The sequence below is a fragment of the Streptomyces sp. NPDC024555 genome (genome assembly GCF_055559335.1).
Map to the genome: position 1 here is coordinate 143,953 of NZ_JBVHKV010000012.1, position 25,543 is coordinate 169,495.

Sequence of the window (25,543 nt, forward strand, 5' to 3'; positions counted from 1 at the left end):
CCGAAGCCTAGGCTCTGAAGGTCATCGGCTCACAGAGGAAACCATCCGACGATTTCGCCCCGGAGGGAACGAACGACATCATTCGCCACAACAAAAGGCGTGAATGTGTCGTTCCGCCGGTCGGTTATCGAAGAGATCCGGTCGATTGATCGAGACCTCCGGTCGATTGATCGAACGGCGCCGCCGATTGCGGAATTCAGCCGCCGAGCAGTTCGACCCGCACATCCGACGGGAAGCCGGTCGTCGGACCGGTGCGGCGGGCGAACTCCTCGACCCCGGCGAGCTGCGCCGGACCGAATCGGAAATCGAGGGTGGTGAAGTAGCGCTCCAGCACCTCCGCGTCGAAGGCCTCCCAGCGCGCGGCCTGCTCCGCGACCTTGGTGACCTCTTCCAGGGAGAGGTCCCGCGAGGCGAGGAACGCCTCGTGCACCTGGCGCACGGCGGTCGGCTCGGCGGCCAGATAGTCCTTGCGCGCGGCCCAGACGGCGAAGACGAAGGGCAGCCCCGTCCACTCCTTCCACATCGCGCCCAGATCGTGGACCTGGAGCCCGAGCCGGGGCGCGTCGTGCAGATTGGCGCGGAGCGCGGCGTCGCCGATGAGGACGGCGGCGTCGGCCTCCTGCATCATCAGGCCGAGGTCCGGCGGGCAGGTGTAGTAGTCGGGGGTGACCCCGTACCGCTCGGCGAGCAGCAACTGCGCCAGGCGTACGGAGGTGCGGGAGGTGGAGCCGAGCGCGACCCGGGCCCGGTCCAGGTCCTCCAGGGGACGCTGCGACACGATGACGCACGACATGACGGGGCCGTCGCAGCCGACGGCGATGTCGGGGAAGGCGACCAGGTCGTCGGCGTTGCGGAGGTACTCCACGAGGGTGACCGGACCCATGTCCAGCTCGCCTCGGATCAGCTGCTCGCTGAGCTTCTCCGGGGTGTCCTTCGACAGCTCCAGATCGAGCAGGGTTCCGGTCCGTGCGAGGCCCCAGTAGAGGGGAAGGCAGTTCAGGAACTGGATGTGGCCGACGCGCGGCCGGCTGCGACGGTCGTCGCCTGCGACGGTTGAGACGGTTGAATTGTCCACATCGCGAGGCTAGACCCGTACCCCTCGGCGCGCCCCACCGGGGGCGCGCGGTGTCGCGCACCACTTCTTCACGAAGACCGCGCATTGGCTCTGCGAGCGGCCCTCCGGAAGGCCTCGCGAGTCACCCGGAAGACGCTCTCGGGACGGTCATCCGCACGGCAATCAAACATCCGGGTGAAGTGATCTTTCCCTCTACCCCTCGGCACACGCTGCGTGCTAGGCTCGTCGCCAAGTTGCAGTTTGGTTTCCCTTGCAGTACAGAGCCTGCGGAGCATGTAACCCCGCAGGCTTTTGTAGTTTTCAGACTTCTTTGCAGGTTCTGGAGCAGGGCAACCCTTTGGCCCAAGGAGGGCTTATGGCTACCGGAACCGTCAAGTGGTTCAACGCTGAAAAGGGCTTCGGCTTCATCGCCCAGGACGGCGGCGGCCCGGATGTCTTCGTCCACTACTCCGCGATCAACGCGTCCGGGTTCCGCTCCCTCGAGGAGAACCAGGTCGTGAACTTCGACGTCACTCAGGGCCCGAAGGGCCCGCAGGCTGAGAACGTCACCCCGGCCTAGTTGCCAGGTCGGCCGATCGCGGCCGCATAGAGCAGTACCCAAGGAGCCCCGCTCCTCCGTTCCGGCGGAGAAGCGGGGCTCCTGCCCGTGTACGGCCCCGGGCGGATGCGGCGGAATCGCGGTCATTCCGCCGGCACCCGTCATCCGGGTGTGCGATTACTTCCCGGGGGTCTCGTCGCGGCTGTTCACGACACCCCGGTCGAGTACCGCCTGCATTTCGGTGACGGTGCCCTTCTTGCCCAGTTCGGTGTTCCGGACGAGATAGGAACGCAGTCCCAGATAGTCGTAACTGTTGGCGTCGAACACCAGCTCCTTGCGTTCGTGCGTCCGCTCGTCGGTGCGGGCGAGTGCGACACCGGGCCGGCCGTCGCCGTCCTGGGCCTTCTTCACCATGACGACGCCGGGGATCCCGGCGGCGGCGCGGTAGAGCGCGGCACCGGTCTCGGGCGGCAGGATCGACTCACCGATCAGACCGCCGACGTAGTCGAAGAGGTCCTGGTCGGAGGAGCCGGTGTACGCGGCGTCCGCGCGGAGCTTCCGCAGCAGGGCGCCCTTCTCGGTGGGCAGCTTCTCCAGCGCGGCGTAGGTGTGGTTCCGGTTGTACTGGCGCAGTCCCTCCTCGTCGGGCTCGGACCAGACGAGGTCGTCGCCGGGCTGCTTGAGCCGGCTCTGCACCTCGTCGGGGTTCTGGGAGGTCCAGGACTCGCGGTAGAACGTCTTCAGCCGGAAGGGCCCGTCGTCCTCCGCCTGCATCTGGGAGTAGTGCGAGCGCACGTACACGAACTGGTCCGCGCGGACGCGGGAGGCCGGGCCCTGTTCGGCGTGGCGGGCGACGTTCTCCATGAGCGCGCCCACGCCGTCGGCCGAGGCGACCTCGACCTGGACGACCGGGGCGGCGCTGAGGTGGTAGCCGGTGTCCCCGCCGCCCTGGCCGGGACCGGCCAGGAAGGTGAAGGCCAGCGCCCCGGCGGCGACCATGCCGACCGGCACGGCGTACCAGCCGCGCAGCCGGCGCGGGCGGGCGCTGCCCGCCGTCGCCGTCTTCTCCCCGGCCCCGGCCTGGTGGATCTCGTTCATCACGTACTCCTTGAGCAGCCGTTGGCGGTCGCTCGGCAGGACCGGTCCGTGCGGCTCGGGCAGCCGCGCCCGGAGCTCCCGGGCGACCTTCTCGGCGTCGGCACTCATCGGTTCCCCTCCCTTTCGTTCGACCGGACCGCGGTGGCGCGGTCACTCAGGTACTGTCCGGCTGATCCCGGTAGTTCCATGTTTCTTGCGGTTTTCTCAATTTTCTTGATCTCGTCCTCGGTGAGGTCGCGCAGCCGCTTCCTGGCCCGGGAGAGCCGGGAGCGGACGGTGCCGACGGGGACGCCGAGCGCGCGGGCGGCCTGCCGGTAGTCCAGTCCGTCCCAGACGCAGAGCAGGAAGACCTCCCGCTCCTTGGGGCGCAGCCGGGCGAGCGCGGCGCGCGCCGCCGTGAGCTGCTCCGCGTCGTGGATGCGGCCCACGAGTTCGTCGGCGAAGTCGGGCACGGCGGGCCGGACCGGGACGCGGGTCAGGGCCGCGTCGTGGCGGCGGGCGGCGCGCCGGGTGTTGCGCAGGACGTTGGTGGCGATGCCGAGCAGCCAGGGCTTCAGCTCCTCGTCGGAGTCGCGCAGGGTGGTGCGCAGCCGCCACGCCTCCAGGAAGGTCAGCGAGACGATGTCCTCCGCCCCGGCCGCGTCGCCCGTCGACCGCGCCGCGTAACGGAAGACCGTGCGGGCGTGGTCGTCGAAGAGGGTGCCGAAGGCGTCCGGGTCGCCTGCCCGTATCCGGGCTCTCAGGGAATGCTCCACGTCAGGTCCTGTCCGCGGCGGGCGCCGGGTTCCGGTGACCTGGGTCACAGCCCTCGGGGCGACGGGGGATGCTTGACCCTGACACCGTGTGAGGCCGTGCACTGGGAGACATCATGTTCACCATCGGAGACTTCGCCCGGTACGGGCGGGTGTCGGTCCGCATGCTGCGTCATTACGACGCGGTCGGACTGCTGCATCCCGACCGTACCGACCCCGCCAACGGCTACCGCCACTACGGTGCCGCCCAGCTCGCCCGGCTCAACCGGATCATCGCCCTCAAGGACCTCGGCTTCACGCTCCAGCAGGTGCGGGCCGTCCTGGACGAGGAGGTGGACCCGGAGGAGCTGCGGGGCATGCTGCGGCTGCGCCGGGCGGAGCTGGAGGAGGCGATGGCGCGGGCCGCGGCGCGGCTCGTCCAGGTCGAGGCGAGGCTCCGGTCGATCGAGAGCGAGGGACACATGTCCACGGACGATGTCGTGATCAAGACCATCCCGGCGGTGCGGGTCGCGGAGCTGACGGGGATCGCCGCGAGCTATGAGCCGGAGGACATCACTCCGGTGATCGCGCCGCTGTACGAGCGGCTCTTCCCGCTGCTGGAGGGGGCCGGGGTCCGGCCGTCGGGCCCGGGGATCGCCCGGTACGAGGACGCCCCGGAGGGCGGCGGCGCGATCGTCGTGCACGCCGGGGTGACGGTGTCGGCCCCGGTGGGGCCGGTGGGTGACACGGGCGTCACGGTGGTGGAGTTGGAGCCGGTGGAGGCGGCGACCGTCGTGCACCGGGGTCCGATGGCCACGGTGCTGCCGACGGCGCAGACGCTGGCCCGGTGGATCGACGCGAGCGGACGCGGTTCGGCGGGGTACGCGCGCGAGGTCAGCCTGGAGTGCCCCGAGGACGAGTCGCAGTGGGTGACGGAGCTTCAGGAGCCGCTGACCGCGGGCTGATCGGGGCGGGGCGGGGGCCCGGCCGAGTACTGCCCGGCCGGGGCCGGGCCCCCCTCCCTCGAAGGGCCCCTGTCCGAGGCCCTTGCGGGGCCCTGGTTCAGGCCCCTGTACCGGGCCCCGCCCATAGTCCTTCGGCGGTCAGACCCAGCAGGTCGATGGCGTTGCCCCGCACGATGCGGTCCACCACGTGGGCGTCCAGGTGGCCCATCTGCGCCTCGCCGACCTCGCGCGACTTGGGCCAGGTCGAGTCGGAGTGCGGGTAGTCCGTCTCGTACAGTACGTTCCCCACCCCGATCGCGTCGAGGTTCTTGAGCCCGAAAGCATCGTCGAAGAAGCAGCCGAAGACGTGATCGGCGAAGAGCTCCGACGGCGGGCGGTGGACCTTGTCGGCGACGCCGCCCCAGGCGCGGTTCTCCTCCCAGACCACGTCGGCGCGCTCCAGGATGTAGGGGATCCAGCCGATCTGGCCCTCCGCGTACATGATCCGCAGGTTCGGGAAGCGTTCGAACTTGCCGCTCATCAGCCAGTCCACCATCGAGAAGCAGCAGTTGGCGAAGGTGATGGTGGAGCCGACGGCCGGCGGGGCGTCGGCGGAGGTGGACGGCATCTTCGAGGACGAGCCGATGTGCATGGCGATCACCGTCCCCGTCTCGTCGCAGGCCCGCAGGAAGGGGTCCCAGTCGTCCGTGTGGATGGACGGCAGCCCCAGATGCGGGGGTATCTCGGAGAAGGCGACGGCGCGCACCCCGCGGGCGGCGTTGCGGCGGACCTCGGCGGCGGCCAGTTCCGCGTCCCAGAGCGGGATGAGGGTGAGCGGGATGAGGCGGCCGTGCGCGTCGGGGCCGCACCACTCCTCGACCATCCAGTCGTTGTACGCGCGCACCGCGAGCAGTCCCAGCTCCCGGTCCTTGGCCTCGGTGAAGGTCTGGCCGCAGAAGCGGGGGAAGGTCGGGAAGCAGAGGGCGGACTGGACGTGGTTGACGTCCATGTCGGCGAGGCGCTCGGGCACGGAGAACGAACCGGGGCGCATCTGCTCGTATGTGATGACTTCGAGCCTGATCTCGTCCCTGTCGTAGCCGACGGCGGTGTCCAGCCGGGTGAGCGGGCGGTGCAGGTCCTCGTACACCCACCAGTCGCCGATCGGCCCGTCGTCGCCCCTGGCGCCCATCACGGGGGCGAACTTGCCGCCCATGAAGGTCATTTCCTTGAGCGGGGCGCGGACGATGCGCGGTCCGGAGTCGGCGTACCGGGACGGGAGCCGGTCCCGCCAGACATGAGCGGGCTCCACCGTGTGGTCGTCCACCGAGATGATCTTCGGGAAGGTCTCCATGCGTTCCACGGTAGCGCTGATCTGACGAACCGTCAGCTATCTGTGCGGGGGCCCGTTCCACAATCGTTGTCGAGGGCTTGTGCAGAGAGTCACCCGTGGCTGACGATTCGCCCCTTCACAAGGCAGACTGTTGACGGCGATACCAACGGTATGGAGCAATCCGGATGGCCCCGGAGGGATCGGGACATCTGCGGATCGTGCCGGGCAGCGCACAAGGTGGGACAGGAGGCAGCAATGGGCCGTGATGTCGGGCCGCGGATACGTGTTCCGGAGCAGCGCGCCCCGGAGCGGGAGGCCGTACAGGACACGGGGCTGCACTTCTCCGTGCTCGGTCCGGTACGGGCCCGGCGCGGGGAGGAGACGCTGCCGTCCGGATCACCCCAGCAGCGCGCCCTGCTCACCGCGCTGCTGCTGCGGAGCGGCCGGACGGCCACCGCCGCCGAACTCATCGACGCCATCTGGGGCGAGGACCCGCCCTCCCAGGCGCTGGCCGCCGTACGCACCTACGCCTCCCGGCTCCGCAAGACCCTGGGCCCGCTGACCCTGGCCAGCGACTCCGGCGGCTACGCGATGCGGGTCGCCCCGGACGCGCTCGATCTGACGCGCGCCCAGGAGCGGGCCGCCGAGGCGGAGAAGGCCCGCGCCTTGGGCGACCGCTGCCGGGCGCGGGTGCTGCTGAACGAGGCGCTGGCGCTGTGGGACGGCGAGGCGCTGGCCTCCGTGCCCGGCCCCTACGCCGACAACCAGCGCACCCGGCTGGAGGAGTGGCGGCTCCAGCTCACCGAGACCCGGCTCGATCTGGACCTGGAGGTCGGCTGCCACGCGGAGGCGGTCTCCGAACTGACCGCGCTCACCGCCGCCCACCCGCTGCGCGAGCGGCTGCGCGAGCTGCTGATGGTGGCGCTGTACCGCAGCGGCCGGCAGGCCGAGGCGCTGGCCGTCTACGCGGACACCCGCCGGCTGCTCGCCGAGGAGCTGGGCGTCGACCCGCGCCCCGAGCTGGCCCAGCTCCAGCAGCGCATCCTGCGCGCCGACGAGGAACTGGCCCGCCCGGCGGACGAACCGGCCCCGCCGCCCGCGCCGGTCCGCCCGGCCCAGCTCCCGGCGACGGTCCCGGACTTCACCGGCCGCGCCTCCTTCGTCCGCGAACTCGGCGACCGCCTCGCCACCGCCGAGGGCTCCGTGATGGCCGTCTCCGCCCTGGCCGGCATCGGGGGCGTCGGCAAGACGACGCTCGCCGTGCACGTCGCCCACCAGGCCCGCCGGCACTTCCCCGACGGACAGCTCTACGTCGACCTCCAGGGCGCCGGCTCCCGGGCCGCCGAGCCGGAGACGGTGCTCGGCGCGTTCCTGCGGGCGCTGGGCACGGCGGACTCCGCGATCCCCGACTCGCTGGACGAGCGCGCCGCGCTCTACCGCTCCGCGCTGGACGGCCGCCGGGTCCTGGTCCTCCTGGACAACGCCCACGACGCGGCCCAGATCCGCCCGCTGCTGCCCGGCACCGAGGGCTGCGCCGCGCTGGTCACCAGCCGGGTCCGGATGGTCGACCTGGCGGGCGCGCACCTCGTCGACCTCGATGTGATGTCCCCCGAGGAGGCGCTCCAGCTCTTCACCCGCATCGTGGGCGAGGAGCGCATCAACTCCGAGCGCGAGGCCGCCCTCGACGTGGTCGCCGCCTGCGGCTTCCTCCCCCTCGCCATCCGCATCGCCGCCTCCCGGCTGGCCTCCCGCCGCACCTGGACGGTCTCCGTCCTCGCCGCCAAGCTCGCCGACGAGCGGCGCCGCCTGGACGAGCTCCAGGCCGGCGACCTCGCGGTCAAGGCCACCTTCGAACTCGGCTACGGCCAGCTCGAACCCGCCCAGGCCCGCGCCTTCCGCCTCCTGGGCCTCGCCGACGGCCCCGACATCTCCCTGGCCGCCGCGGCCGCCCTCCTCGACCTCGACGTCCACGCGGCCGAGGACCTCCTCGAAGCCCTCGTCGACACCAGCCTCCTCGAATCCGCCGCCCCGGGCCGCTACCGCTACCACGACCTGGTCCGCCTCTACGCCCGCTCCTGCGCCGACCGCGACGAACAGCCCCCGGAGGAGAAGGACCGGGCGCTGTCGCGGCTGCTGGACTTCTATCTGGCGACGGCGGCGGGGGTGTACGCGCTGGAGAAGCCGGGCGACACCCTGGTCGACCACCTCATGCCCACGGCGCACCAGGGGCTCGGCTTCCCCGGCCGGCGCGAAGCGCAGGACTGGCTGTACGCCGAGGCGGGAACTCTGCTGGCCTGCGCCAGGCAGTCCGCCTCGGGCCGGGCCCTTCCGCACGCGGTGGACCTGCTGTGGATCGCCATCGACCTCGCGGAGTCGGGCGCCATCTCCAAGGAGTACGAGACGACCGTCACCGCAGCCGCGGAGGCCGCGCGCCTGGCGGGTGACGCCCGGTCGGAGGGCCGGGCGCTGCTGACCCTGGCCAATGTGCACCACGTCTCCGGCCGCTTCGACCTGATCAAGCAGGAGTGCGACCGAGTCCTCCAGACGTCGGGCGTCGCCGGTGACCCGCTCCCCGCCTGCTGGGCGAGCAACCTGCTCGGCATCATCGCCCTTTACGAGAACCGGCACACGGACGGCGAGAGGCATCTCACCCGTGCCATAGCGCGGTTCCGCGATCTGGGCGACCGTCCGGGCCAGGCGTCCGCCCTGTGCAATCTGTCGCGCGTCCATCTGGCCATGGGCCGGACGCCGACCGCCGTCTCGGTCGCGCGCCAGGGGACGGCAATGTACGACGAGATGAACCACGCGCTGAAGGGTGCGAACGGCCGGTACGCGCTGGGGCTGGCCCTCACGCAGAGCGGGCAACTGGAGGCCGCGGCCGAGACCCTCCAGCAGGCGTACCAGGTCTTCAAGGACAGCCGGCAGCGGCTCTGGGAGGGCATGGCGCTCTTCCGCCTCGCCGAGGTCGACATCGCGGCCGAACGCCCCGCGCAGGCGGCGGCCAGCGCGGAGGTGGCCCTCACCGTTCTGCGGGGTATTGGTGGTGAGTGGCGGCGCGCCAACGTGCTGACAGTGCTGGGCCGTTCGCTGGCCGGAATCGGTCAGACGGGCCGGGCCCAGGTCTGCTGGCACGAGGCCCTGGGCATCTTCGAGACGCTCGGTTCCCCCGAAGCGGAAGAGGTTCGTACGCTCTTGCGCTCCAGCGCGGTGGTCTGACCGGCTCCCGTCAGGCCGTTCATCGTTCGTTTATCGCGACGCGACAGTCTCTGACCAGTCGAACCGTCGCGTCGGGGGGCAGACGGTACGACCGAAGGCCGTGGCACTAATGTGAGCGGCCCCGACAGGCCCGTCCGGCAGTCCACGGGGGAACAGCCGGACGGGCCTTGCCGACCCAGCACGCCGAACCACCAACGGGAGCAGACGATCATGGCCGACGCACAGAGCAACGACCCGATCATCAAGCCGCTGAACACCCACGCGACCAGCGAACCGCTGAACCTGGGCACGGACGGCGGGATCAAGCCGCTGAACACCCACGCCACCAGCGAACCGCTGAACCTGGGCACGGACGGCGGGATCAAGCCGCTGAACACCCACGCCACCAGCGAACCCGCCGGTGGGACCGAGGAGTCCACGGACAACACGCACGCCACGTCGGAGCCGGCCAACTGACGACTTCTCTCGACGGGGGAACGGCCGCGGTGGCGCGGAGGGGGAGCCACCGCGGCCGTTGCATGCCCGGTGGCGGTCGGTGCGATCGCGTCAACGTTCTGCTGTTTCCCGCCAGAGGGATACCGGCATCGCCCCCCCTGTCACTAGCGTCTCCTTACGTCCGGAAGCTCGCTCCCATCACAGGAGTTGGAATGACCCGCACAAAGAAGATGCTCACCGCCACCGCGTTCGCCGTCGCCCTCGGTATCGGTGCCGCGTCGCCGGCTCTGGCCGATGCACACGCCTCATCCATCGAGGCACTCAAGCCGGCCGACAGCCACATGACGGGCGAGTCGGAGATCGCGCCGCTGGACAGCCACATGACCGGCGAGCCGATCGTGGTCAAGCCCACCGACAGCCACATGACGGGCGAGCCCGAAATCACACCGCTGGACAGCCACATGACCGACGCCGATCCGCGCTGAGCCACCCGAGGCGTACGCGGGGACACCGGAACAGCCGCGGCGGCGCGGAAGGCAACGTTGCTCGTCCGGGACCGGTCGGTTCGACCGTCGACGGAGCTCGCAGGTCGGCTGATAACGCAGAGGGGCCCGAGCCACCCGGCTCGGGCCCCTCTGCGTTACCCCTACACGCCCCGCACCAGCACCCCCGCCCCGCACAGCTTCCCCATGTCGTCCTCGTCCGAGGTGAACACGACCACGCGCCCGCGCTGACGTCCGGCGATCACCGCAAGGGCCGCGTCGATCGCGTACTTGTGGCCGTGGAGGCCGGTGGCGCGGAGGAGGCGGACGGCCTCGTCGGCGACGTCCTTGGTGACGGGTTCGACCACGACGCGCGACATCGCCCAGTCCCAGACGGGCTGCCGGATCCTGCTGTGGTACGCCTCGATGAGGGTCATCGAGCTCGTCACGACGCGGATGCCGGACCGGTGGGCATCCTTCAGGAGAGCCACCGTCGCGGGATTGCCGAGCGCGGCCCGGGACAGTCCTTCGCTGTCCAGGACATAGGTGAGTTCGGGCATCACGCCGCCTGCCGCCGGGACGCCGGTCCGGACTCCCGGTCCTCGAACCACTGCTCGATCTCACGGCGCTCGGCCTCGGCGGCGGCCAGATCCGCATCGGCCACCGGACCGAACTCCGCCTCCAGCCGCTCCACCAGCTCCCCCAGCCGGTCGTGCTCGCGCTGCCGCTCTATGGCCCGGGTGACATACGCGCTGAAGGCCCCGGGACCGACCTCCTTGCGGATCTCCTCCGCGAGCTCCTCGGGCAGCGTGACGGTGTACTTCTTGGTTGCCATACCTTGCACCATACTCCGGACCCGTTCGACCGAATAGGCCGGTTCATCACATAGAGTGACCGGTTCACCCTGCGGAGTGATCGCCCCGCCCCCGCAACTCCCCCTTCAGCACCTTCCCGCTCGCGTTGCGCGGCAGCTCGGGTACGAACTCCACCGCGCGGGGGACCTTGTAGTTGGCCATCTCGCGCCGGGACCAGGCGATGAGGTCGTCCGCCGTCAGGGTCGCCCCCGGCCGGCGGACCGCGTAGGCCTTGCCGACCTCGCCGAGGCGGGGGTCGGGGACGCCGATGACCGCCACGTCGGCCACGTCCGGGTGGAGGCCGAGGAGCTGTTCGATCTCGGCGGGGTAGGCGTTGAAGCCGCCGACGATGAACATGTCCTTGATGCGGTCGGTGATGCGGAGGTTGCCCGACGCGTCGAGGACGCCGACGTCGCCGGTGTGCAGCCAGCCGTCGGGGGTGACCGTGGCGGCCGTGGTCTCGGGGTCCTCGAAGTAGCCGCGCATGACGTGGAAGCCGCGGACGAGGATCTCGCCGGGTTCGCCGGGGGCGGCCAGGACGCGGAGTTCGGTGCCGGGGATGGCGCGGCCGGAGGTGGAGGCGATGACCTCGGCGGGGTCGCCGCGGCGGCACATGGTGACGATGCCGCTCGCCTCGGAGAGGCCGTAGGCGGTGAGGACCGTGGCGATGTTCAGTTCCGTGCGGAGCCGTTCGACCAGCCGGAGGGGGACCACGGCGGCGCCGGTCACGACGAGGCGGAGGGCCGAGAGGTCGTGGGAGGAGCGGGCGGGGTGGTCCAGGAGTGACTGGTGGAGCGTGGGCGGGCCGGGGAGGACCGAGACGCGTTCGGCGGCGATGTTGGCGAGGACCGTGTCCACGTTGAAGACCGGCTGCGGGATCATCGTCGCCCCGCGCATCAGGCAGGCGATGACGCCGGCCTTGTAGCCGAAGGTGTGGAAGAACGGGTTCACGATCAGATAGCGGTCGCCCTCGCGCAGCCCGGCCAGTTCGCTCCAGATCGCGTAGCAGCGCAGGGTCTGGGCGTGGGTGATGACGGCGCCCTTGGGGCGGCCGGTGGTGCCCGAGGTGTAGATGATGTCGGAGGGGGCCGAGGCGGGGACGGCGTCGGCCCGTTCCCACACCCGCCCGGCGGATATCCCCTCCCCCGTCGCCAGGAAGTCCTTCCAGGTGAGGTAGTCCTCCGCCTCCGGCGCGGTGTCGGCGAGGACCACCACCTTCTCCAGATGCGGCAGGTCCGCCTCGGCCCGGCGCAGGGACGCCACGTACGAGGTGCCGAGGAAGGTGCCCGTGACGAACAGGAGCTTGGCGCGGCTGCGTTCCAGGACGTACGCCGCCTCCGTCCCCTTGAAGCGGGTGTTCAGCGGGACGAGGACCGCGCCCGCGGTCACCGCGCCGAGCGCGGAGACGATCCAGTCCAGGGTGTTCGGCGCCCAGATCGCGACCCGGTCCCCCGGCTCCACGCCCGAGGCCATGCACGCGGCGGCGGCGCGCTCCACGCGCTCGCCCAGTTCCGCGTACGTGACGCGGGTCCGGCCCTCCACCACCGCCTCGCGGTCGCGGTGGCGGCGCGCCGCCGCGCGCACCAGGTCGGGGACGGTGGACCATTCCTCGTCGCCGCGCATCTCGTGCCCTCCCGCCGAACGGAATCCCCACCGGACAACCGCTGGAGCCCTCGTAGCTGACTATCCGTCAGATTAGCTGTAGCCTCTGCCGCTGTCAGCAGTCGTGACGGCCTCGGAGGTGGCGGTGGGGACGCTCAAGGACAAGGCGGCGATAGCCGGGATCGGGCAGACGGCGTTCGCGAAACACCTGCCCGAGTCGGAGAAGACCCTGGCGTGCCGGGCGATCCTCGCCGCGCTCGACGACGCGGGCATCGCCCCGTCGGAGGTGGACGCGTTCGCCTCGTACACCATGGAGGAGACGGACGAGGTCGAGATCGCCAAGGCGATCGGCGCCGGGGACGTCACCTTCTTCAGCAAGGTCGGCTACGGCGGCGGCGGTTCCTGCGCGACGCTCGCGCATCTGGCCGCCGCCGTCGCCACCGGGCAGGCGAGCGTCGGCGTCGCCTGGCGCTCGCGCAAACGCGGTTCGGGCCCGCGCCCCTGGAAGAACACCGCGGTGCAGCTGCCCACCCCCGCCCAGTGGACCCGGCCCTACGGGCTGCTGCGCCCCGCCGACGAGATCGGCATGCTCGCCCGGCGCTACATGCACGAGTACGGGGCCACCCGCGACCACCTCTTCAACGTGGCCCTCGCCTGCCGCAACCGCGCCAACCAGAACCCGGACGCCGTGATGTACGAACGGCCACTGACCCGCGACATGTATATGACCTCGCGCTGGATCAGCGAGCCGCTCTGCCTCTTCGACAACTGCCTGGAGACCGACGGGGCGCTGGCCTGCGTGATCGTCTCCGCCGAACGGGCCCGCGACTGCCGGCAGCGGCCCGTCTACCTCCACTCGGTCGCCCAGGGCCTGCCCGCCCAGCACCACGGGATGGTCAACTACTGGAACGACGACCCGCTCACCGGCCCCGCCTGGGCCGCCGCCCGGCAGCTCTGGAAACAGGCCGACTTCGGGCCCGGGGACGTCGACGTCGCCCAGATCTACGACGCCTTCACCCCGCTCATCCCGCTCTCGCTGGAGGGGTACGGCTTCTGCGGACGCGGCGAGGGCGGCGCGTTCACCGAGGGCGGGGCGCTGGAGAGCGGCGGCCGGCTGCCGATCAACACCGGCGGCGGCGGACTGAGCGAGGGCTACGTCCACGGCTTCAACCTCATCAACGAGGGCGTCAAACAACTGCGCGGCACCTCCACCGCCCAGGTCCCCGACGCCTCGACCTGCCTGGTCACCGCCGGGGAAGGCGTCCCCACCTCCGCCGTACTGCTGAGGAGCTGAACCGCGATGGACGATCTTCTGCTGCCCGTCGTCGACGACGACGGCGCCCCCTTCTGGGAGTACGCGGCCCGCGGCGAACTGCGCGTCCAGGCGTGCGCCGCCCCGGACTGCGGCCGGCTCCGCTTCCCGCCCCGGCCGTGCTGCCCGCACTGCGGCTCGTTCGACAGCGAGTGGCGGGAGACCAGCGGCCGCGGCCGCATCTGGTCGTACGTGCTGCCGCACCCCCCGCTCCTTCCGGCGTACGCCGCCCAGGCCCCGTACAACGCGGTCGTCGTCGAACTCGCCGAGGCCCCGCACATCCGGCTGGTCGGCAATGTGGTCAGCGGCCCGGACGCGCCCCTGGACTCCGTCGACCCGGCGCGGCTGCGGATCGGGGCCCCGGTGCGAGCCGTGTTCTGCCCCGTCGCGCCCGGGACCGTGCTGGTCCGCTGGCTGCTGGAGCGGTGAACGGATGAGCCTGCGCACGGAGACCGACGAGGCGACCGGGGTGGCCCTGCTCACCCTGGACCGGCCCGAGCGGCACAACGCGATCGATCTGGCCACCGCGGCCGAACTCGTCGCCGCCTGGCGGGCGTTCCGGTACGACGACACGGTCAGGGCGGTGGTGCTCACCGGGGCCGGCGGCCGGGCGTTCTGCACGGGGATCGACCGGGACGCCGAGGTCCCGCAGCCCTCCTCGCCGTTCACCATCGACGACCCGCTGCTCACGATCGGGCCGAAGGCGAACGACCTGTGGAAGCCGGTGATCGCCGCCGTGGAGGGGATGGCGTGCGGCGGGGCGTTCTATCTGCTGGGCGAGGCGGAGTTCGTCGTCGCCTCCGAGGACGCCACGTTCTTCGATCCGCACACCACGTACGGCATGGTCAGCGCGTACGAGGCGATCGCCATGGCGCAGCGGATGCCGTTCGGCGAGGTGGCCCGGATGGCGCTGATGGGCACGGCGGAACGGGTCACGGCCCGCAGGGCGTACGAGACCGGGCTGGTCAGCGAGGTGACGGAGGCCGGGGGCGCGGTGGCGGCGGCGCTGCGGGCCGCCGGGGTGATCGCCTCGTACCCCACCGGGGCGGTGCAGGGCACCGTGCGGGCGGTGTGGTCGGCGAAGGAGGCGGCGCGGGCGCAGGCGTTCGCCCACGCCCCGCACCTGATCGCGCTCGGGAATCTGGCGCCCGGGGAGCAGGCCGGGCTGTTCGCGGGGCGGGGCAGGGGCGGTGGGGGGTTCCGCCTGCGGTGAGGGCCGCGGTGGGGGGTGGCCGCGCGGCCCCCGGTCAGTAGAGGAGTTCGGCGGTGGCCGAGCACTTCTTGACGCGGGACACCTTCGAGGGGTGGTCCATGCGCACGGAGACGGTCTTCGTCTCGTTGCCCTCCACCGTCGTGGAGGCGGAGCCGGTGTCGACGGTGTTGCCGATCGCGTCGAGGAACGTCACCTCGACCTCGTAGGTGTGGCTGCCGGTCGCCGTCGCGTTCGGGGTGAGCCGCGCGGTGGAGACGGTGACGGCCTTGCGCTTGCCCTTGCGGGGCGAGGCGCAGCGGAAGACGTACACCTGGGGCGCGTCCGTCGCGGTGGCGGTCGGGGTGGTGCTGACCGAACCGGAGGTGCCACCGCTCGACGAGGAGTAGTCGGTGTCGGAGTCCGTGTCGTGGTAGGTGCCGTTGCTCTTCTTGGAGTTGGAGCACCCGCCCCCGCCCCCGCTGCTGCTGTGCGACTTGCTCTTGCCGCTGCCGCCCCGGCCCTTGCCGCTGGTGGAGAATCCGGTGAGGGCGAGGACCACCGCCACCAGAACCACCGTCAGTTTCACATGCTGCTTCACCATCGCCATGTCCCCCTCGGGTGCCCGCTTCTCGTTCCCTGCGTGCCGTCCGTCGGCGCATTGTCGAACGGGCGCGCGACAACGTAGCGCACAGCATCTCGCCGTGTTCCGGCCACCCCGGTCATGGTCCTGTCACAGTTGCGTCATGGTCCGTCTGGTGGCGGCACCCGGGGGCCCGGCGTAGCGTCGGAGCGAGGGCGATGGCAATCGTCCGCGGGAGGCCGGAGATGATCCGCAACGTCCTGGGTTCCGTCGTCGCTCTCCTAGGAGCGGCGGCCGCCGTGCAGAGCCCCTTCCGTGACTGGTACGACGGCCGCCTCGGACGCTACTACCGCGTCGACGACCTGTTCACCGGCATCACCGGGGCCCGCCCCGCCGTCCTCGGCTCGATCCTGCTGCCCTTCCTCGTGGCCGCCGTCCTGGCGGTCGTGGGCGTCGTGCTGCGCTTCCGGCCGCTGGTGGCGGTCGCGGGCGTGCTGGTGCTCGGCTTCACCGTGCTGTGGATGGTGCGCCAGGGGCAGGCGGAGGGGAGCCTGACGGTCGCGTCCGACGGATCGGGGCTCGACGAGGGCGTGGCGACCGCCGCGGCCGGCGGGGTGCTGCTCCTGCTGGGCGCCGCGCTGATGTCCGGGCGGCCCCGCGAGGTCCGCGCCGAGCCGCCGTACACCCCGCCGGATTCGGCGGATCCCGACACCTGGCCGCCCACCCGCGAGCCGGGCCCGTCGGTCCAGACGAGCCCCTGGCCGGAGCCGGAGGCGGATCCGTACGTGGGGCCGGAGGCCGGTCCGGGCCGGGACGCGGGTCCGGGGACCGGCAGCCGCCCGGCCCCGCCGCCCGGGGAGCGGCGCCCGCCGGAGGACTCCGGCTGAGGGGCCGGGGCCCGGCGGACGGGACGGGCCGGACAGGCCCTACCGCGCCCTGTTCCCCGTGCCCGTGCCCTTGACCGCGTCCAGCGCGTAGACGCAGCGGTCCTTGCTGCAGGCGTAGACGACGCCGCCCTGGGCGACGGGCGAGCCGGTGATCTCGCCGCCGGTGGCGAGCTTCCAGCGGAGCTGACCGCCCGCCGCGTCCAGGGTGTAGAGGACATGGTCGGCGGAGCCGAAGTGGACCCGGCCGTCGGCGACGACCGGGGCGCCCACGACCTCGCCGCCCGCGGCGAACCGCCACTTCGGGGTGCCCGTGACGGCGTCCAGGGTGTAGAGCGCGCTGCCGCTGCCGACGTGCACGTTGCCCGCCTCCACCAGCACCGGTTCGATCGACTGGCGGGACTCCGTGGCGATGCGCCAGCGGTCCTTGCCGGTGGAGGCGTCCAGGGCGTAGACGGTGCCGAGGTAGTCCGCGAGGTAGACCCCGCCGCCGGTCACCGCCGGGCCGGGCGCGAAGGCGGGCGGGGAGAGGAAGACCGCGGGGGCCTCGAAGTGCCAGCGGACGTGGCCGGCGGCGATGTCCACGGCGAGGACGCGGGTCCCGGCCGCGATGTACGCGTAGCCGTCCGCGGCCGGGGTCACCCGGACCGGCACACCGCCGCAGGAGGCGGCGTCGCCGACCGGATAGGACCAGCGCTCGGTGCCGGTGCGGGCGTCGACGGCCCGCAGCCGGGCGTCCTGCCAGAGGTAGACCGTGCCGTCGTGGAGCGCCGGTCCGGCCTCCGCCGTCTCGAAGTCCGTCTGCGCCCCGGCGATCTCCCAGAGCCGTTCGCCGGTGGCCGCCTCCCAGGCCTGGACGCCGCCGCCGCGGGTGGCGGTGACGACGGTGCCGCGCTCGGCGCGCAGCGCGTACACCCAGGCCTCGCACTGCACCCGCCAGCGCTCGGCGCCGCTCGTCGCGTCCAGGGCGTAGAGCGAGGGGCCGTCGGAGGCGTGGATGCTGCCGCCGTCCACGGCCATCGCCCAGGCCACGTCCCGGGTCTTGAACTGGCGCCGCCCGTTGCCGGTGTCCAGCGCGTGCACCTCGAAGGACGTCACGTAGAGCAGATCGCCGACGACGACCGGGGTGCCCCACACATCGTTCGACATGCGGAAACGCCAGGGCCGCCAGCGGTCCGGCGCGGCAGGCCCGGCCTCGGGCGCGGGGGCCGGGGCGGGCACGGGGGCATGTGTGGCGGCGGCGGGGGCGGCGCCGTTCATCCCGGCGGGCGGGCGCACCCAGTCGGTCGCCGGACCGGCCTCGGCCGCACCTGCGGAGGCGCGCACGTCCTGGGCGCGGGGGCCGGGCCCGATCGGCACGGCGGCGCCCTGGAGGCGTACGGGACCGCCGGCGTCGGGCACCGGGGCGGGGGCGGGCGGGACGGCGGGCGGCGGCGGGGGCGGGTTCTCGCCGGGGCGCCAGGCGTTGTCCCAGTCGGCGCTCCGCTGCGGCGGGGCGGCGGGGGCGGGCCGGGCGGCGGGGGCGCGGCCACCGCCCCGGCGCTGCTCGATCATCGCGGTGGCCTCGGCGGGCAGCCAGGCCGACGCGGTGCCGCTGTCGTCGCCGCCGGAGGCGAAGAGGTGCGGGGCGAGCTGGGCCTGGAGCTCGGCCGGGGTGGGGCGCAGCGCGGCGTCCATCTGCATGCAGGAATCGATGAGCGGGCGCAGGTCCTCGGGCAGTCCGGCGAGGTCGGGGCCCTCGCGCAGCAGCATGAAGACGGTCTCGACGGGGTTGGCCCCGTGGAACGGGGCGTGCCCGGTCGCGGCGAAGACCAGGGTCGAGCCGAGCGAGAAGATGTCGCTGGCCCCGGTGACGCTGCGGGAGTCCCGGGCCTGCTCGGGCGACATGTAGGCGGGGGTGCCCACGGCGACGTTCGTCATGGTGAGCCGGGTGTTGGAGACCCCGGAGGCGATGCCGAAGTCGATGACCCGGGGGCCGTCCTCGACGACCAGCACGTTGGAGGGCTTCATGTCGCGGTGGACGAGCTTCGCGCCGTGGATGGACTGGAGGGCCTCGGCGATGCCCGCGGCGAGCCAGCGCACGGCCTGCGTCGGCATCGGCCCGCACTCATTCACTATCTCTTCGAGCGAGGGGGCCGGCACATAGGCGGTGGCGAGCCACGGCACGGCGGCGCGCGGGTCCGCGTCGACCACGGCGGCCGTGTAGAAACCGCTGACCGCGCGGGCCGCCTCGACCTCGCGCGTGAAGCGGACCCGGAACAGCTGGTCCTCGGCCAGTTCCGTACGGACCGTCTTGATCGCCACCCGCCGGCCGGACGCCGAGCGGGCGAGATAGACCAGCCCCATGCCGCCGGCCCCGAGCCGTCCCAGCACCTCGAACGGGCCGATCCGCCTCGGGTCGTGCTGCGTCAGCTGCTCCACCACTTGCCTGCCACCTCCCCGTACGGACCCCAAAGATCTGAGGTCCGCGAAAAACCCGCCGTGTGCAGCGTCTCATCCGTGGGCACCACCCGGCGGTGCGCACCCCGATTCTTCCTGGCGGAGGCTCCGGTGGCGAACCCGGGGGCGGATCGGGGTGTCCCGTACCACTCCGGCTGTTTTCGGGACACGGGAAGCCTTCGGGACGGCGGGGCCCTCGGACGCGCCCGGGGAGGCGGGGGCGCGTCAGGACGGGGGCGGCTGGAGTACGGCGAAGACGGCGCCCTGGTCGTCCTGGACGACGGCCATCCGCCCGTACGGGATGTCGAAGGGCTCCGCCGAGATCCGGCCGCCGAGCCGCTGGACGGTCTCGGCGGTGGTGTCGCAGTCGGCGACGGCGAAGTAGCTGAGGAAGTAGCTGGGCATCTCGGCGGGGAAGGCGTCGGTGATGACGCTGCGCCCGCCGACGGCGGTGTCGGGGCCCGGTTCGGTGCCCTCCGGGGACCACATGCGGAAGTCGACGCCGGATTCGGCGGTGCCGGGGTCGCCGGGTCCCGACGCGTCGAGGTCCGTGGAGCGGAAGCCGAAGACGGCCTCGTAGAAGGCGTCCACGTGCTCCTTGTCGCGGGTGTAGACCTCGGTCCAGCAGAAGGAGCCGGGCTCGTTCTGCTTCTGGAAGCCCTTGCGTTCGGCGGCCTGCCAGAGGCCGAAGACCGCGCCGCCGGGGTCGGCGGCCTGGGCGAGGACTCCGGACAGCCCGGCCCGGACGGGGGTGGTGATGATCTGGCCGCCGTGCTCGCGGATCAGGGCGACGGTGGCGCCGATGTCGTCGGTGGCGAAGTAGACGCCCCAGGCGGTGGGCATCCGGCCGTCCTGCTTGGCGGCGAGGGCGGCGACGAGCCGGCCCTCGCTGAGCGCGTCGGCGTACGGGCCGTCGCCGGGCCGGAAGGTCCAGCCGAACAGTTCCCCGTAGAAGCGCTTGCCGGCTTCGAGGTCGGGGAGCTGCACATCCACCCAGCACGGGGCGGACCGTGCGAATGCGGCCATGGCCCGGCTCCTTCCGTAGCGGTGACGCTCGTCACACCCAACGTAGCCGCGCGGCCCGCGGCGCGCTCCCCGGCCCACCGAATGCGAACACACATTCGATACACAGCACCCCGCGCACCCGGGTCACCCCGTCCTCACGGAAAGTTATCCACCATAGTTGTCCACAGGCTGTTGATAACACTAATCACTCCGTGGGGAAGGGCCGGGAGAGCCCGGGGCGCACCCCCCGAAATCCTCCCGTTCCCCCCATCACACCTGCCCCGCACCCCATTTGCACTCGGCCGAATCGCGCTCCGATCACCCGTCGGTAAGCTGACGGCATGACAGGACAAGTACGCACCGTCGACGGCCGCGTGGCCGGTCGACGCGGTCAGGCGACGCGGCAGAAGCTGCTCGACTGCCTCAGCGAGATGCTCAGCTCCTCGCCGTACCGGGACGTCAAAGTCATCGACGTCGCCCGGAAGGCGGGGACTTCACCCGCGACCTTCTACCAGTACTTCCCGGACGTCGAGGGCGCCGTTCTCGAAATCGCCGAGGAAATGGCCAAGGAGGGGGCCGGACTGACCGAACTGGTCGCCGGGCGCTCCTGGGTCGGCAAGTCGGGCTGGCACGCGGCCGAAGAACTGGTCGAGGGCTTCCTCGACTTCTGGCGCCGCAACGACGCCATCCTCCGCGTGGTGGACCTCGGCGCGGCCGAGGGCGACAAGCGGTTCTACAAGATCCGCATGAAGATCCTGAACTCGGTCACCAACTCCCTTACGGACTCGGTGAAGGAGCTCCAGGCCAAGGGCAAGGTCGACAAGGACGTCAGCGCCGCGGCGATGGCCGGTTCCCTGGTCGCGATGCTCGCCGCCGTCGCCTCGCACCAGAAGGGCTTCACCACCTGGGGCGTCAAGCAGGCCGAACTGAAGCCGAACCTGGCGCTGTTGGTGCATCTGGGCATCACCGGCAAGAAGCCGCCGAAGTAACGCGCGGCCGGTCTCCCACGGGGCGACGCGCGGCGGCCCCGCGCGCCCCGGGTCCTGTCTCACCGACGGCGGACCACGCCTGTGGTCCGCCGTCGGCGTACCCGGACGGGACACTCCCGCGGCCCCGGCCACTCCCCGCTCAGACCTCCCGGGCCGGAGCGCCCCCGCTCTCCCGCCGCTCCAGCCGGAACAGCCGGATCTCCCGGTCGATCCGGGACTGGTACGCGGCATAGGGCGGCCAGAACCGCAGCGCCAGCGCCCAGACACCGGCGCGCTCCTCGCCCGCCAGCAGCCGGGCCGCCACCGGGATGTCGCGCCCCTTCCAGTTGATGACGGCCGCCTCCGGGTGCGCCAGCAGATTGGCCGTCCACGCCGGATGGCCGGGGCGGCCGAAGTTGCTGCCCACCAGGACCCACCCCTCACCGCCGTCCGCACCGGAGTGCGGCATGCAGGCCAGCGGGGTCGTCCGCGGCTGCCCGCTGCGCGCCCCCGGCACCGTGAGCACCACCCCGGGCAGCATCCGGGCGCTGAGCAGCACTCTGCCCCGGGTGAGCCGGTGGACCGTGCGGTCCATGGCGGGCACGACGTGCGGGGCGATCCGCGCGAAGACCCGGGTCGAGGAGACCTTCTGGACGAGCCGGACGCCGGGCGCCATCAGACCGCCACCCGCCCGGACGCGGCCCCGTGCCCGGCGCCCCCGCACGGCCGCGCGCCGAACATTCCGGCCCGGTGGGCCGCGTGGTCGCGGAGCAGCTGGACGGGGCCGAGGAGGAGTTCGTCCCCGGCGGCCCGTTCGAAGTAGCCCCGGGTCCCGCCTTCCCGGGCGGCCCCCGGGCCGCCGGCCAGATGCGCGGTCTCGGCGGTGGTGGCGCGCAGCACCTCCAGGGCCTGGGCGAGCGCCAGCCCGCCGGATTCCGGTTCCCCGACGGCGTGGTGGGCGGCGGTCCGGGCCGACCGCACCCGGGCGTACAGCTCGGCGAGGCGCAGCCGGGCGGCCGGGAACGCGCCGGCCGCTCCGCTTCCGCCCGCCCGGCTTCCGGCCGCGTCGGCGGCCTCCGCGCGGGCGACGGCCCGTTCCAGCGCGCCCGCCGCGGCGCCCGCGGCCTCGGCGGCGAGGGCGACGGCGGCGGTGCGGCCCGCCTCCGCGAGGGCCTCGGTCACGTCCGCGCCGTCGTCGGCGCCGAGCAGCACCGCCCCGGTGTCGCGCAACTGGACCCGGGCGAGGGGCCGGGTCGGGTCGAGGGAGGGGTGCGGGGTGCGGACGAGTCCGGCGGGCGGGACCGGCCCGTCGGCGGCGACCAGGAAGAGCAGGGTGCGGCTGCGCGGGAAGCCGCCCGCGTGGGCGGCGACCACGAGCAGTCCGGCGCTCGCGCCGTCGGGCACCGGGACGGCCTCGCCGTACAGCCGCCAGCCGCCCTCGCCCCCGGCGGGCCTGGCCTGCACCCCGCCGGCCCGGCCGCCGCCCGCCCAGGCGCCCCCGGTGGGGTCGCCGGTGAGGCCGAGTGCGGTGGGGAGCGAGCCGCCGGGCACGGCCAGGGCGGCGGTGAGGGTGCCGTCGGCGATCCTCGGCAGCAGGGCGGTGCGCTGCTCCTCGGTACCGAGGGCGAGGACCAGGGGCGCGGCCAGCGCGGCGGTGGCGAGCAGCGGGGAGGGGAGCAGGGCGCGGCCGGTCTCCTCCAGGGCGGCGGCGAGCCCGGCGGTCCCGCGGCCGCCCCCTCCGTACGCCTCGGGCAGGGCGATGCCGGGCAGCCCGGGGTCGCGGGCGAGGGCGCGCCACACCTCCGGGTCGTAGCCGTCCGGCGCACCGCTCCCGTCCCCGGGGCCGTCCGGCGCGGCGGTGCCCCCGGGGCCGTCCGGCGCCGGGGAGCGGTGCGCGGCCGGCAGGGCGCGCAGGGTGCGGCGGATCGCTTCCTGGTCCGCGGTGAAGGCGGCGTCCATCATCGGGCTCCTTCCCCTCAGGGGCCGACGGCCTCTGATCTGACGGGCCGTCATGCTAGGGGTGAAGCACGGAGATTCCCAGAGTCGCGCAGGGCGACGGGGGCCACACGGCCACCCCGTTCCGCACGGGTTCCCCTCCCCACTATCTGATGTACCGTCAGATCCATGCCGACCACTCCCACGCACCCCTCCCCCTCCCGCGGGCGCCGCCGGGTCGCCGTCGTCGGGGTCGCCCTGTCCGACTGCGGGCGCGTCGACACGGCCACGCCGTACGCCCTGCACGCCCAGGCGGCCCGCCGCGCGCTGGCCGATTCGGGGCTGGACCGCTCGGTCGTGGACGGGTTCGCCTCGGCCGGGCTGGGCACGCTGGCCCCGGTGGAGGTGGCCGAATACCTGGGGCTGCGGCCGACCTGGGTGGACTCGACCTCGGTGGGCGGTGCCACCTGGGAGGTGATGGCGGCCCACGCGGCGGACGCGATAGCCGAGGGCCGGGCCAACGCCGTGCTCCTGGCGTACGGGTCGACGGCCCGCGCGGACATCAGGGCGGGCCGCCGCACCTCGAACCTGTCGTTCGGCGCGCGGGGCCCCCTCCAGTTCGAGGTGCCGTACGGGCACTCGCTGATCGCCAAGTACGCGATGGCGGCCCGCCGTCACATGCACACGTACGGGACCACGCTGGAACAGCTCGCGGAGGTCGCGGTGCGGGCGCGGGCGAACGCGGCGGCCAATCCGGACGCGATGTTCCGCGACCCGGTCACCGTGGACGACGTGCTGTCCGGCCCGATGATCGCGGACCCGTTCACCAAACTGCACTGCTGCATCCGCAGCGACGGCGGCTGCGCGGTGCTGCTGGCCGCCGAGGAGTACGTCCCCGACACGGCGAGGACCCCCGTCTGGGTCCTCGGCACCGGCGAGCACGTCTCCCACTCCACGATGTCCGAATGGGACGACTTCACCGTCTCCCCCGCCGCCGTCTCCGGCCGCCTCGCCTTCGAACGGGCGGGGGTGCGCCCGGCGGACATCGATCTGGCCGAGATCTACGACGCCTTCACCTATATGACGCTGGTGACCCTGGAGGACCTGGGCTTCTGCGCGAAGGGCGAGGGCGGCCCCTTCGTCGAGAAGGGCCGTACGGGCCTGACCGGCGAGCTCCCCGTCAACACCGACGGCGGCGGCCTCTCCGCCTGCCACCCCGGCATGCGCGGCCTCTTCCTCCTCGTCGAGGCCGTCCGCCAGCTCCGTGGCGAGGCCGGCGCCCGCCAGGTCCGCAAGCCCGGCGACCGCCTCCCGGAACTCGCCGTCGCCTCGGGCACGGGCGGCTGGTTCTGCTCGTCGGGGACCGTGGTGCTGGGGCGGGGGTGAGGGGCGGAAACCCGGAGGACCGGCGCGGGGCACGTCCGGCTCAGAGGGCGACCACGGTGAGCATGTCCTCCAGCCCCTTGAAGTCGTCCGCGTTGCGGGTGAAGAGCGGCAGGTCCCGCGCCGACGCGATGGACGCGATCATCAGATCCATACGCCGGGGGCTCCGGCCGGCCGCGAGGACCAGCGACACCAGGCTTCCGTACCGGGCGGCCGCGTCACCGTCGAAGGGCAGGGGCTCGAAGTCGGCCACGGCGGCCCCCAGCTTCTCCATCCGTGCCGCCCGCTCGGACGGATGGGCGGCCATCGCCACCCCCTGCTGGAGTTCGGCCATCGTCACGGCGGTGAGCACGGGGAAGGACGGCAGGTCCTTCGGACTCAGCTGCCCGAGGTCGATGTACGCGCAGGTATCGAGGACGCCCTGCTCATAGCGCTCAGCCACGCGGGCGCTCCCACGGATCGCCGTCTCCGGCCCGGTCCTCGCCGCCGAACAGCTGGTCCGCCTCACGGCGCATCACTGCGGCGTCCACCCTCGGAAGGCGCCGGTGGCGGGCCACCAGCTCCTCCGCGCTCCGACTTCGCCTGCGCGCGAGGGGTCGCAGCTCGGCAACCTCTATCCCGTTGCGCGTGATGTGGAAGACCTCGCCCTCCTCCACTGCGTTCATGACATCCGCGGACCGGTTACGGAACTCCCGCTGCGTAATGGTCTTCATACAGTCAGCGCAGCTCCACGTGTCTCACGGTGCTACACCGTCTCGCCTCTCCTGCCCCGCCACACCCTGTGGAATGACCCCATGACCACCGACGCATCGCACCGCTTCCCCGCCCTGCTCCACGCCCAGCGCGTCTGGGACGTCGAGCTGCCCGGCTTCGCCCCGGAGGCGGCCCCCGCCGCGCCCCTTCCCCTCTTCCACGCCTGGTTCGCGGACGCCGTCGCGGCCGGGCAGACGGAGCCGCACACGATGAGTCTGGCGACGGTGGACGAGGAGGGGCTGCCGGACGTGCGGACGGTGATGCTGCACGGGGCGGACGGGCGGGGGTGGCACTTCGCGACGCACGCGACGAGCGCGAAGGGGCGGCAGCTGGCGGCCCGTCCGCAGGCGGCGCTCGGCTTCTACTGGCCGGCGCTCGGGCGGCAGGTGCGGGTGCGGGGGCCGGTCGCGGTCTGTTCGCCGGCCGAGAGCGCGGCCGATCTGCACGCCCGCTCGACGGGGGCCCTGGCCTCGGCGCTGGTCGGGCGGCAGAGCGAGGTGCTGGGGTCGGTGGCGGAGCTGGAGCGCGCCTCGGACGCGGCGTGGGAGCGGGCGGGGGCGGAGCCGGACGCGGAGGTGGCGAGCTGGACGCGGTACGTGGTGGAGCCGCGCGAGGCCGAGTTCTTCCAGGGCGACGCCCGCCGCCGGCACGTGCGGCTGCGGTACCGCGCGGAGGGCGCCGCCTGGATCCGTGAACTGCTCTGGCCGTGAGGCCCCGCCCGGCGGGCGGGGCCGGTGGGCGGGGGCGGCGGAGGGCACCGCCCGGATCCGTGAACCCCACCGGCCCC

At 72.8% G+C, this 25,543-nt stretch carries 26 protein-coding genes; 12 read left to right on the plus strand and 14 right to left on the minus strand.

Annotated features, from left to right (window positions below):
* Positions 1 to 196: 196 nt before the first annotated feature.
* A complete protein-coding gene (locus tag ACZ4FH_RS22010) occupies positions 197 to 1,075 on the minus strand; it encodes a menaquinone biosynthetic enzyme MqnA/MqnD family protein (protein ID WP_383642962.1) in 879 nt (292 codons plus the stop codon).
* A gap of 355 nt (positions 1,076 to 1,430) precedes the next feature.
* On the opposite strand from ACZ4FH_RS22010, the gene ACZ4FH_RS22015 reads away from it, so the two are divergent.
* Entirely contained in the window at positions 1,431 to 1,634 is a 204-nt protein-coding gene (locus ACZ4FH_RS22015; RefSeq protein WP_003967102.1) for a cold-shock protein, read from the plus strand.
* Positions 1,635 to 1,790: 156 nt separating this feature from the next.
* Here the strand turns inward: ACZ4FH_RS22015 and ACZ4FH_RS22020 are convergent, their stop codons facing one another.
* Both ACZ4FH_RS22020 and ACZ4FH_RS22025 read right to left on the minus strand, forming a co-directional pair.
* Positions 1,791 to 2,819: a CU044_5270 family protein gene (locus tag ACZ4FH_RS22020; RefSeq protein WP_467306704.1), complete on the minus strand. Its 1,029-nt coding sequence runs from the start codon at positions 2,817 to 2,819 to the stop codon at positions 1,791 to 1,793.
* Complete coding sequence (locus ACZ4FH_RS22025) at positions 2,816 to 3,466, minus strand: RNA polymerase sigma factor (protein ID WP_467306706.1); 651 nt, start codon at positions 3,464 to 3,466, stop codon at positions 2,816 to 2,818. Before ACZ4FH_RS22025 ends, ACZ4FH_RS22020 begins: the two co-directional genes overlap by 4 nt.
* 113 nt (positions 3,467 to 3,579) lie before the next feature.
* On the opposite strand from ACZ4FH_RS22025, the gene ACZ4FH_RS22030 reads away from it, so the two are divergent.
* Positions 3,580 to 4,407, plus strand: a complete 828-nt coding sequence (locus ACZ4FH_RS22030; RefSeq protein WP_467306707.1) for a MerR family transcriptional regulator — start codon at positions 3,580 to 3,582, stop codon at positions 4,405 to 4,407.
* A gap of 97 nt (positions 4,408 to 4,504) precedes the next feature.
* On the opposite strand, the gene ACZ4FH_RS22035 is transcribed toward ACZ4FH_RS22030, so the two are convergent.
* Positions 4,505 to 5,737, minus strand: a complete 1,233-nt coding sequence (locus ACZ4FH_RS22035) for an amidohydrolase family protein (protein ID WP_467306708.1) — start codon at positions 5,735 to 5,737, stop codon at positions 4,505 to 4,507.
* Positions 5,738 to 5,971: 234 nt separating this feature from the next.
* Between ACZ4FH_RS22035 and afsR the strand changes: the two genes are divergently transcribed.
* The 3 genes from afsR (at position 5,972) to ACZ4FH_RS22050 (ending at position 9,852) form a co-directional block, all read left to right on the plus strand.
* A complete protein-coding gene (gene afsR, locus ACZ4FH_RS22040) occupies positions 5,972 to 8,932 on the plus strand; it encodes an SARP-family global regulator AfsR (RefSeq protein ID WP_467306710.1) in 2,961 nt (986 codons plus the stop codon).
* Positions 8,933 to 9,142: 210 nt separating this feature from the next.
* Entirely contained in the window at positions 9,143 to 9,388 is a 246-nt protein-coding gene (locus ACZ4FH_RS22045) for a hypothetical protein (RefSeq protein WP_467306712.1), read from the plus strand.
* A 191-nt stretch (positions 9,389 to 9,579) separates the two neighbouring features.
* Positions 9,580 to 9,852, plus strand: coding sequence for a hypothetical protein (locus tag ACZ4FH_RS22050; RefSeq protein WP_467306713.1), 273 nt, complete (start codon positions 9,580 to 9,582; stop codon positions 9,850 to 9,852).
* Between the two features lie 161 nt (positions 9,853 to 10,013).
* Here the strand turns inward: ACZ4FH_RS22050 and ACZ4FH_RS22055 are convergent, their stop codons facing one another.
* From ACZ4FH_RS22055 to ACZ4FH_RS22065, 3 genes are all read right to left on the minus strand, one after another.
* A complete protein-coding gene (locus tag ACZ4FH_RS22055; protein ID WP_467306714.1) occupies positions 10,014 to 10,409 on the minus strand; it encodes a PIN domain-containing protein in 396 nt (131 codons plus the stop codon).
* Positions 10,409 to 10,684, minus strand: a complete 276-nt coding sequence (locus ACZ4FH_RS22060) for a hypothetical protein (RefSeq protein WP_467306716.1) — start codon at positions 10,682 to 10,684, stop codon at positions 10,409 to 10,411. Before ACZ4FH_RS22060 ends, ACZ4FH_RS22055 begins: the two co-directional genes overlap by 1 nt.
* Before the next feature lie 64 nt (positions 10,685 to 10,748).
* Entirely contained in the window at positions 10,749 to 12,326 is a 1,578-nt protein-coding gene (locus tag ACZ4FH_RS22065; protein WP_467306718.1) for a FadD3 family acyl-CoA ligase, read from the minus strand.
* A gap of 124 nt (positions 12,327 to 12,450) precedes the next feature.
* Between ACZ4FH_RS22065 and ACZ4FH_RS22070 the strand changes: the two genes are divergently transcribed.
* The 3 genes from ACZ4FH_RS22070 to ACZ4FH_RS22080 are packed head-to-tail and all read left to right on the plus strand — an operon-like array spanning position 12,451 to position 14,830.
* On the plus strand, positions 12,451 to 13,599 hold the full coding sequence (locus ACZ4FH_RS22070) for a lipid-transfer protein (RefSeq protein WP_467306943.1): 1,149 nt from the start codon (positions 12,451 to 12,453) through the stop codon (positions 13,597 to 13,599).
* 6 nt (positions 13,600 to 13,605) lie between these two features.
* Positions 13,606 to 14,046: a Zn-ribbon domain-containing OB-fold protein gene (locus ACZ4FH_RS22075; protein ID WP_383642932.1), complete on the plus strand. Its 441-nt coding sequence runs from the start codon at positions 13,606 to 13,608 to the stop codon at positions 14,044 to 14,046.
* Positions 14,047 to 14,050: 4 nt separating this feature from the next.
* Positions 14,051 to 14,830 carry an enoyl-CoA hydratase/isomerase family protein gene (locus tag ACZ4FH_RS22080; protein WP_467306720.1) on the plus strand — a complete coding sequence of 260 codons (780 nt, stop codon included), beginning with the start codon at positions 14,051 to 14,053 and terminating at the stop codon, positions 14,828 to 14,830.
* A gap of 34 nt (positions 14,831 to 14,864) precedes the next feature.
* On the opposite strand, the gene ACZ4FH_RS22085 is transcribed toward ACZ4FH_RS22080, so the two are convergent.
* Positions 14,865 to 15,410: a hypothetical protein gene (locus ACZ4FH_RS22085; RefSeq protein ID WP_385108537.1), complete on the minus strand. Its 546-nt coding sequence runs from the start codon at positions 15,408 to 15,410 to the stop codon at positions 14,865 to 14,867.
* Positions 15,411 to 15,634: 224 nt separating this feature from the next.
* Here ACZ4FH_RS22085 and ACZ4FH_RS22090 point away from each other — a divergent pair, with 224 nt between their 5' ends.
* Positions 15,635 to 16,276, plus strand: coding sequence for a hypothetical protein (locus tag ACZ4FH_RS22090; RefSeq protein ID WP_467306722.1), 642 nt, complete (start codon positions 15,635 to 15,637; stop codon positions 16,274 to 16,276).
* A 39-nt stretch (positions 16,277 to 16,315) separates the two neighbouring features.
* Here the strand turns inward: ACZ4FH_RS22090 and afsK are convergent, their stop codons facing one another.
* Together afsK and ACZ4FH_RS22100 are read right to left on the minus strand one after the other, a co-directional pair.
* On the minus strand, positions 16,316 to 18,694 hold the full coding sequence (gene afsK, locus ACZ4FH_RS22095; protein ID WP_467306945.1) for a protein serine/threonine kinase AfsK: 2,379 nt from the start codon (positions 18,692 to 18,694) through the stop codon (positions 16,316 to 16,318).
* 243 nt (positions 18,695 to 18,937) lie between these two features.
* The gene (locus tag ACZ4FH_RS22100; RefSeq protein ID WP_467306723.1) at positions 18,938 to 19,738 is read right to left on the minus strand and encodes a VOC family protein; all 801 of its coding nucleotides are present in this window, start codon (positions 19,736 to 19,738) and stop codon (positions 18,938 to 18,940) included.
* 320 nt (positions 19,739 to 20,058) lie between these two features.
* Here ACZ4FH_RS22100 and ACZ4FH_RS22105 point away from each other — a divergent pair, with 320 nt between their 5' ends.
* A complete protein-coding gene (locus ACZ4FH_RS22105) occupies positions 20,059 to 20,706 on the plus strand; it encodes a TetR family transcriptional regulator (protein ID WP_383642917.1) in 648 nt (215 codons plus the stop codon).
* A gap of 139 nt (positions 20,707 to 20,845) precedes the next feature.
* On the opposite strand, the gene ACZ4FH_RS22110 is transcribed toward ACZ4FH_RS22105, so the two are convergent.
* Both ACZ4FH_RS22110 and ACZ4FH_RS22115 read right to left on the minus strand, forming a co-directional pair.
* A complete protein-coding gene (locus ACZ4FH_RS22110; RefSeq protein ID WP_467306724.1) occupies positions 20,846 to 21,361 on the minus strand; it encodes a nitroreductase family deazaflavin-dependent oxidoreductase in 516 nt (171 codons plus the stop codon).
* Positions 21,361 to 22,644 (minus strand): acyl-CoA dehydrogenase family protein, encoded by a 1,284-nt coding sequence (locus ACZ4FH_RS22115; RefSeq protein ID WP_467306947.1) that lies wholly within the window; start codon positions 22,642 to 22,644, stop codon positions 21,361 to 21,363. Before ACZ4FH_RS22115 ends, ACZ4FH_RS22110 begins: the two co-directional genes overlap by 1 nt.
* Before the next feature lie 165 nt (positions 22,645 to 22,809).
* Here ACZ4FH_RS22115 and ACZ4FH_RS22120 point away from each other — a divergent pair, with 165 nt between their 5' ends.
* Positions 22,810 to 24,006: a thiolase C-terminal domain-containing protein gene (locus tag ACZ4FH_RS22120; RefSeq protein WP_467306725.1), complete on the plus strand. Its 1,197-nt coding sequence runs from the start codon at positions 22,810 to 22,812 to the stop codon at positions 24,004 to 24,006.
* A gap of 40 nt (positions 24,007 to 24,046) precedes the next feature.
* On the opposite strand, the gene ACZ4FH_RS22125 is transcribed toward ACZ4FH_RS22120, so the two are convergent.
* Positions 24,047 to 24,445: a type II toxin-antitoxin system VapC family toxin gene (locus tag ACZ4FH_RS22125; protein WP_467306726.1), complete on the minus strand. Its 399-nt coding sequence runs from the start codon at positions 24,443 to 24,445 to the stop codon at positions 24,047 to 24,049.
* Positions 24,438 to 24,716 carry a type II toxin-antitoxin system Phd/YefM family antitoxin gene (locus ACZ4FH_RS22130; protein WP_467306727.1) on the minus strand — a complete coding sequence of 93 codons (279 nt, stop codon included), beginning with the start codon at positions 24,714 to 24,716 and terminating at the stop codon, positions 24,438 to 24,440. Before ACZ4FH_RS22130 ends, ACZ4FH_RS22125 begins: the two co-directional genes overlap by 8 nt.
* Before the next feature lie 81 nt (positions 24,717 to 24,797).
* Here ACZ4FH_RS22130 and ACZ4FH_RS22135 point away from each other — a divergent pair, with 81 nt between their 5' ends.
* Complete coding sequence (locus tag ACZ4FH_RS22135; RefSeq protein ID WP_467306729.1) at positions 24,798 to 25,466, plus strand: pyridoxine/pyridoxamine 5'-phosphate oxidase; 669 nt, start codon at positions 24,798 to 24,800, stop codon at positions 25,464 to 25,466.
* Positions 25,467 to 25,543: the final 77 nt, after the last annotated feature.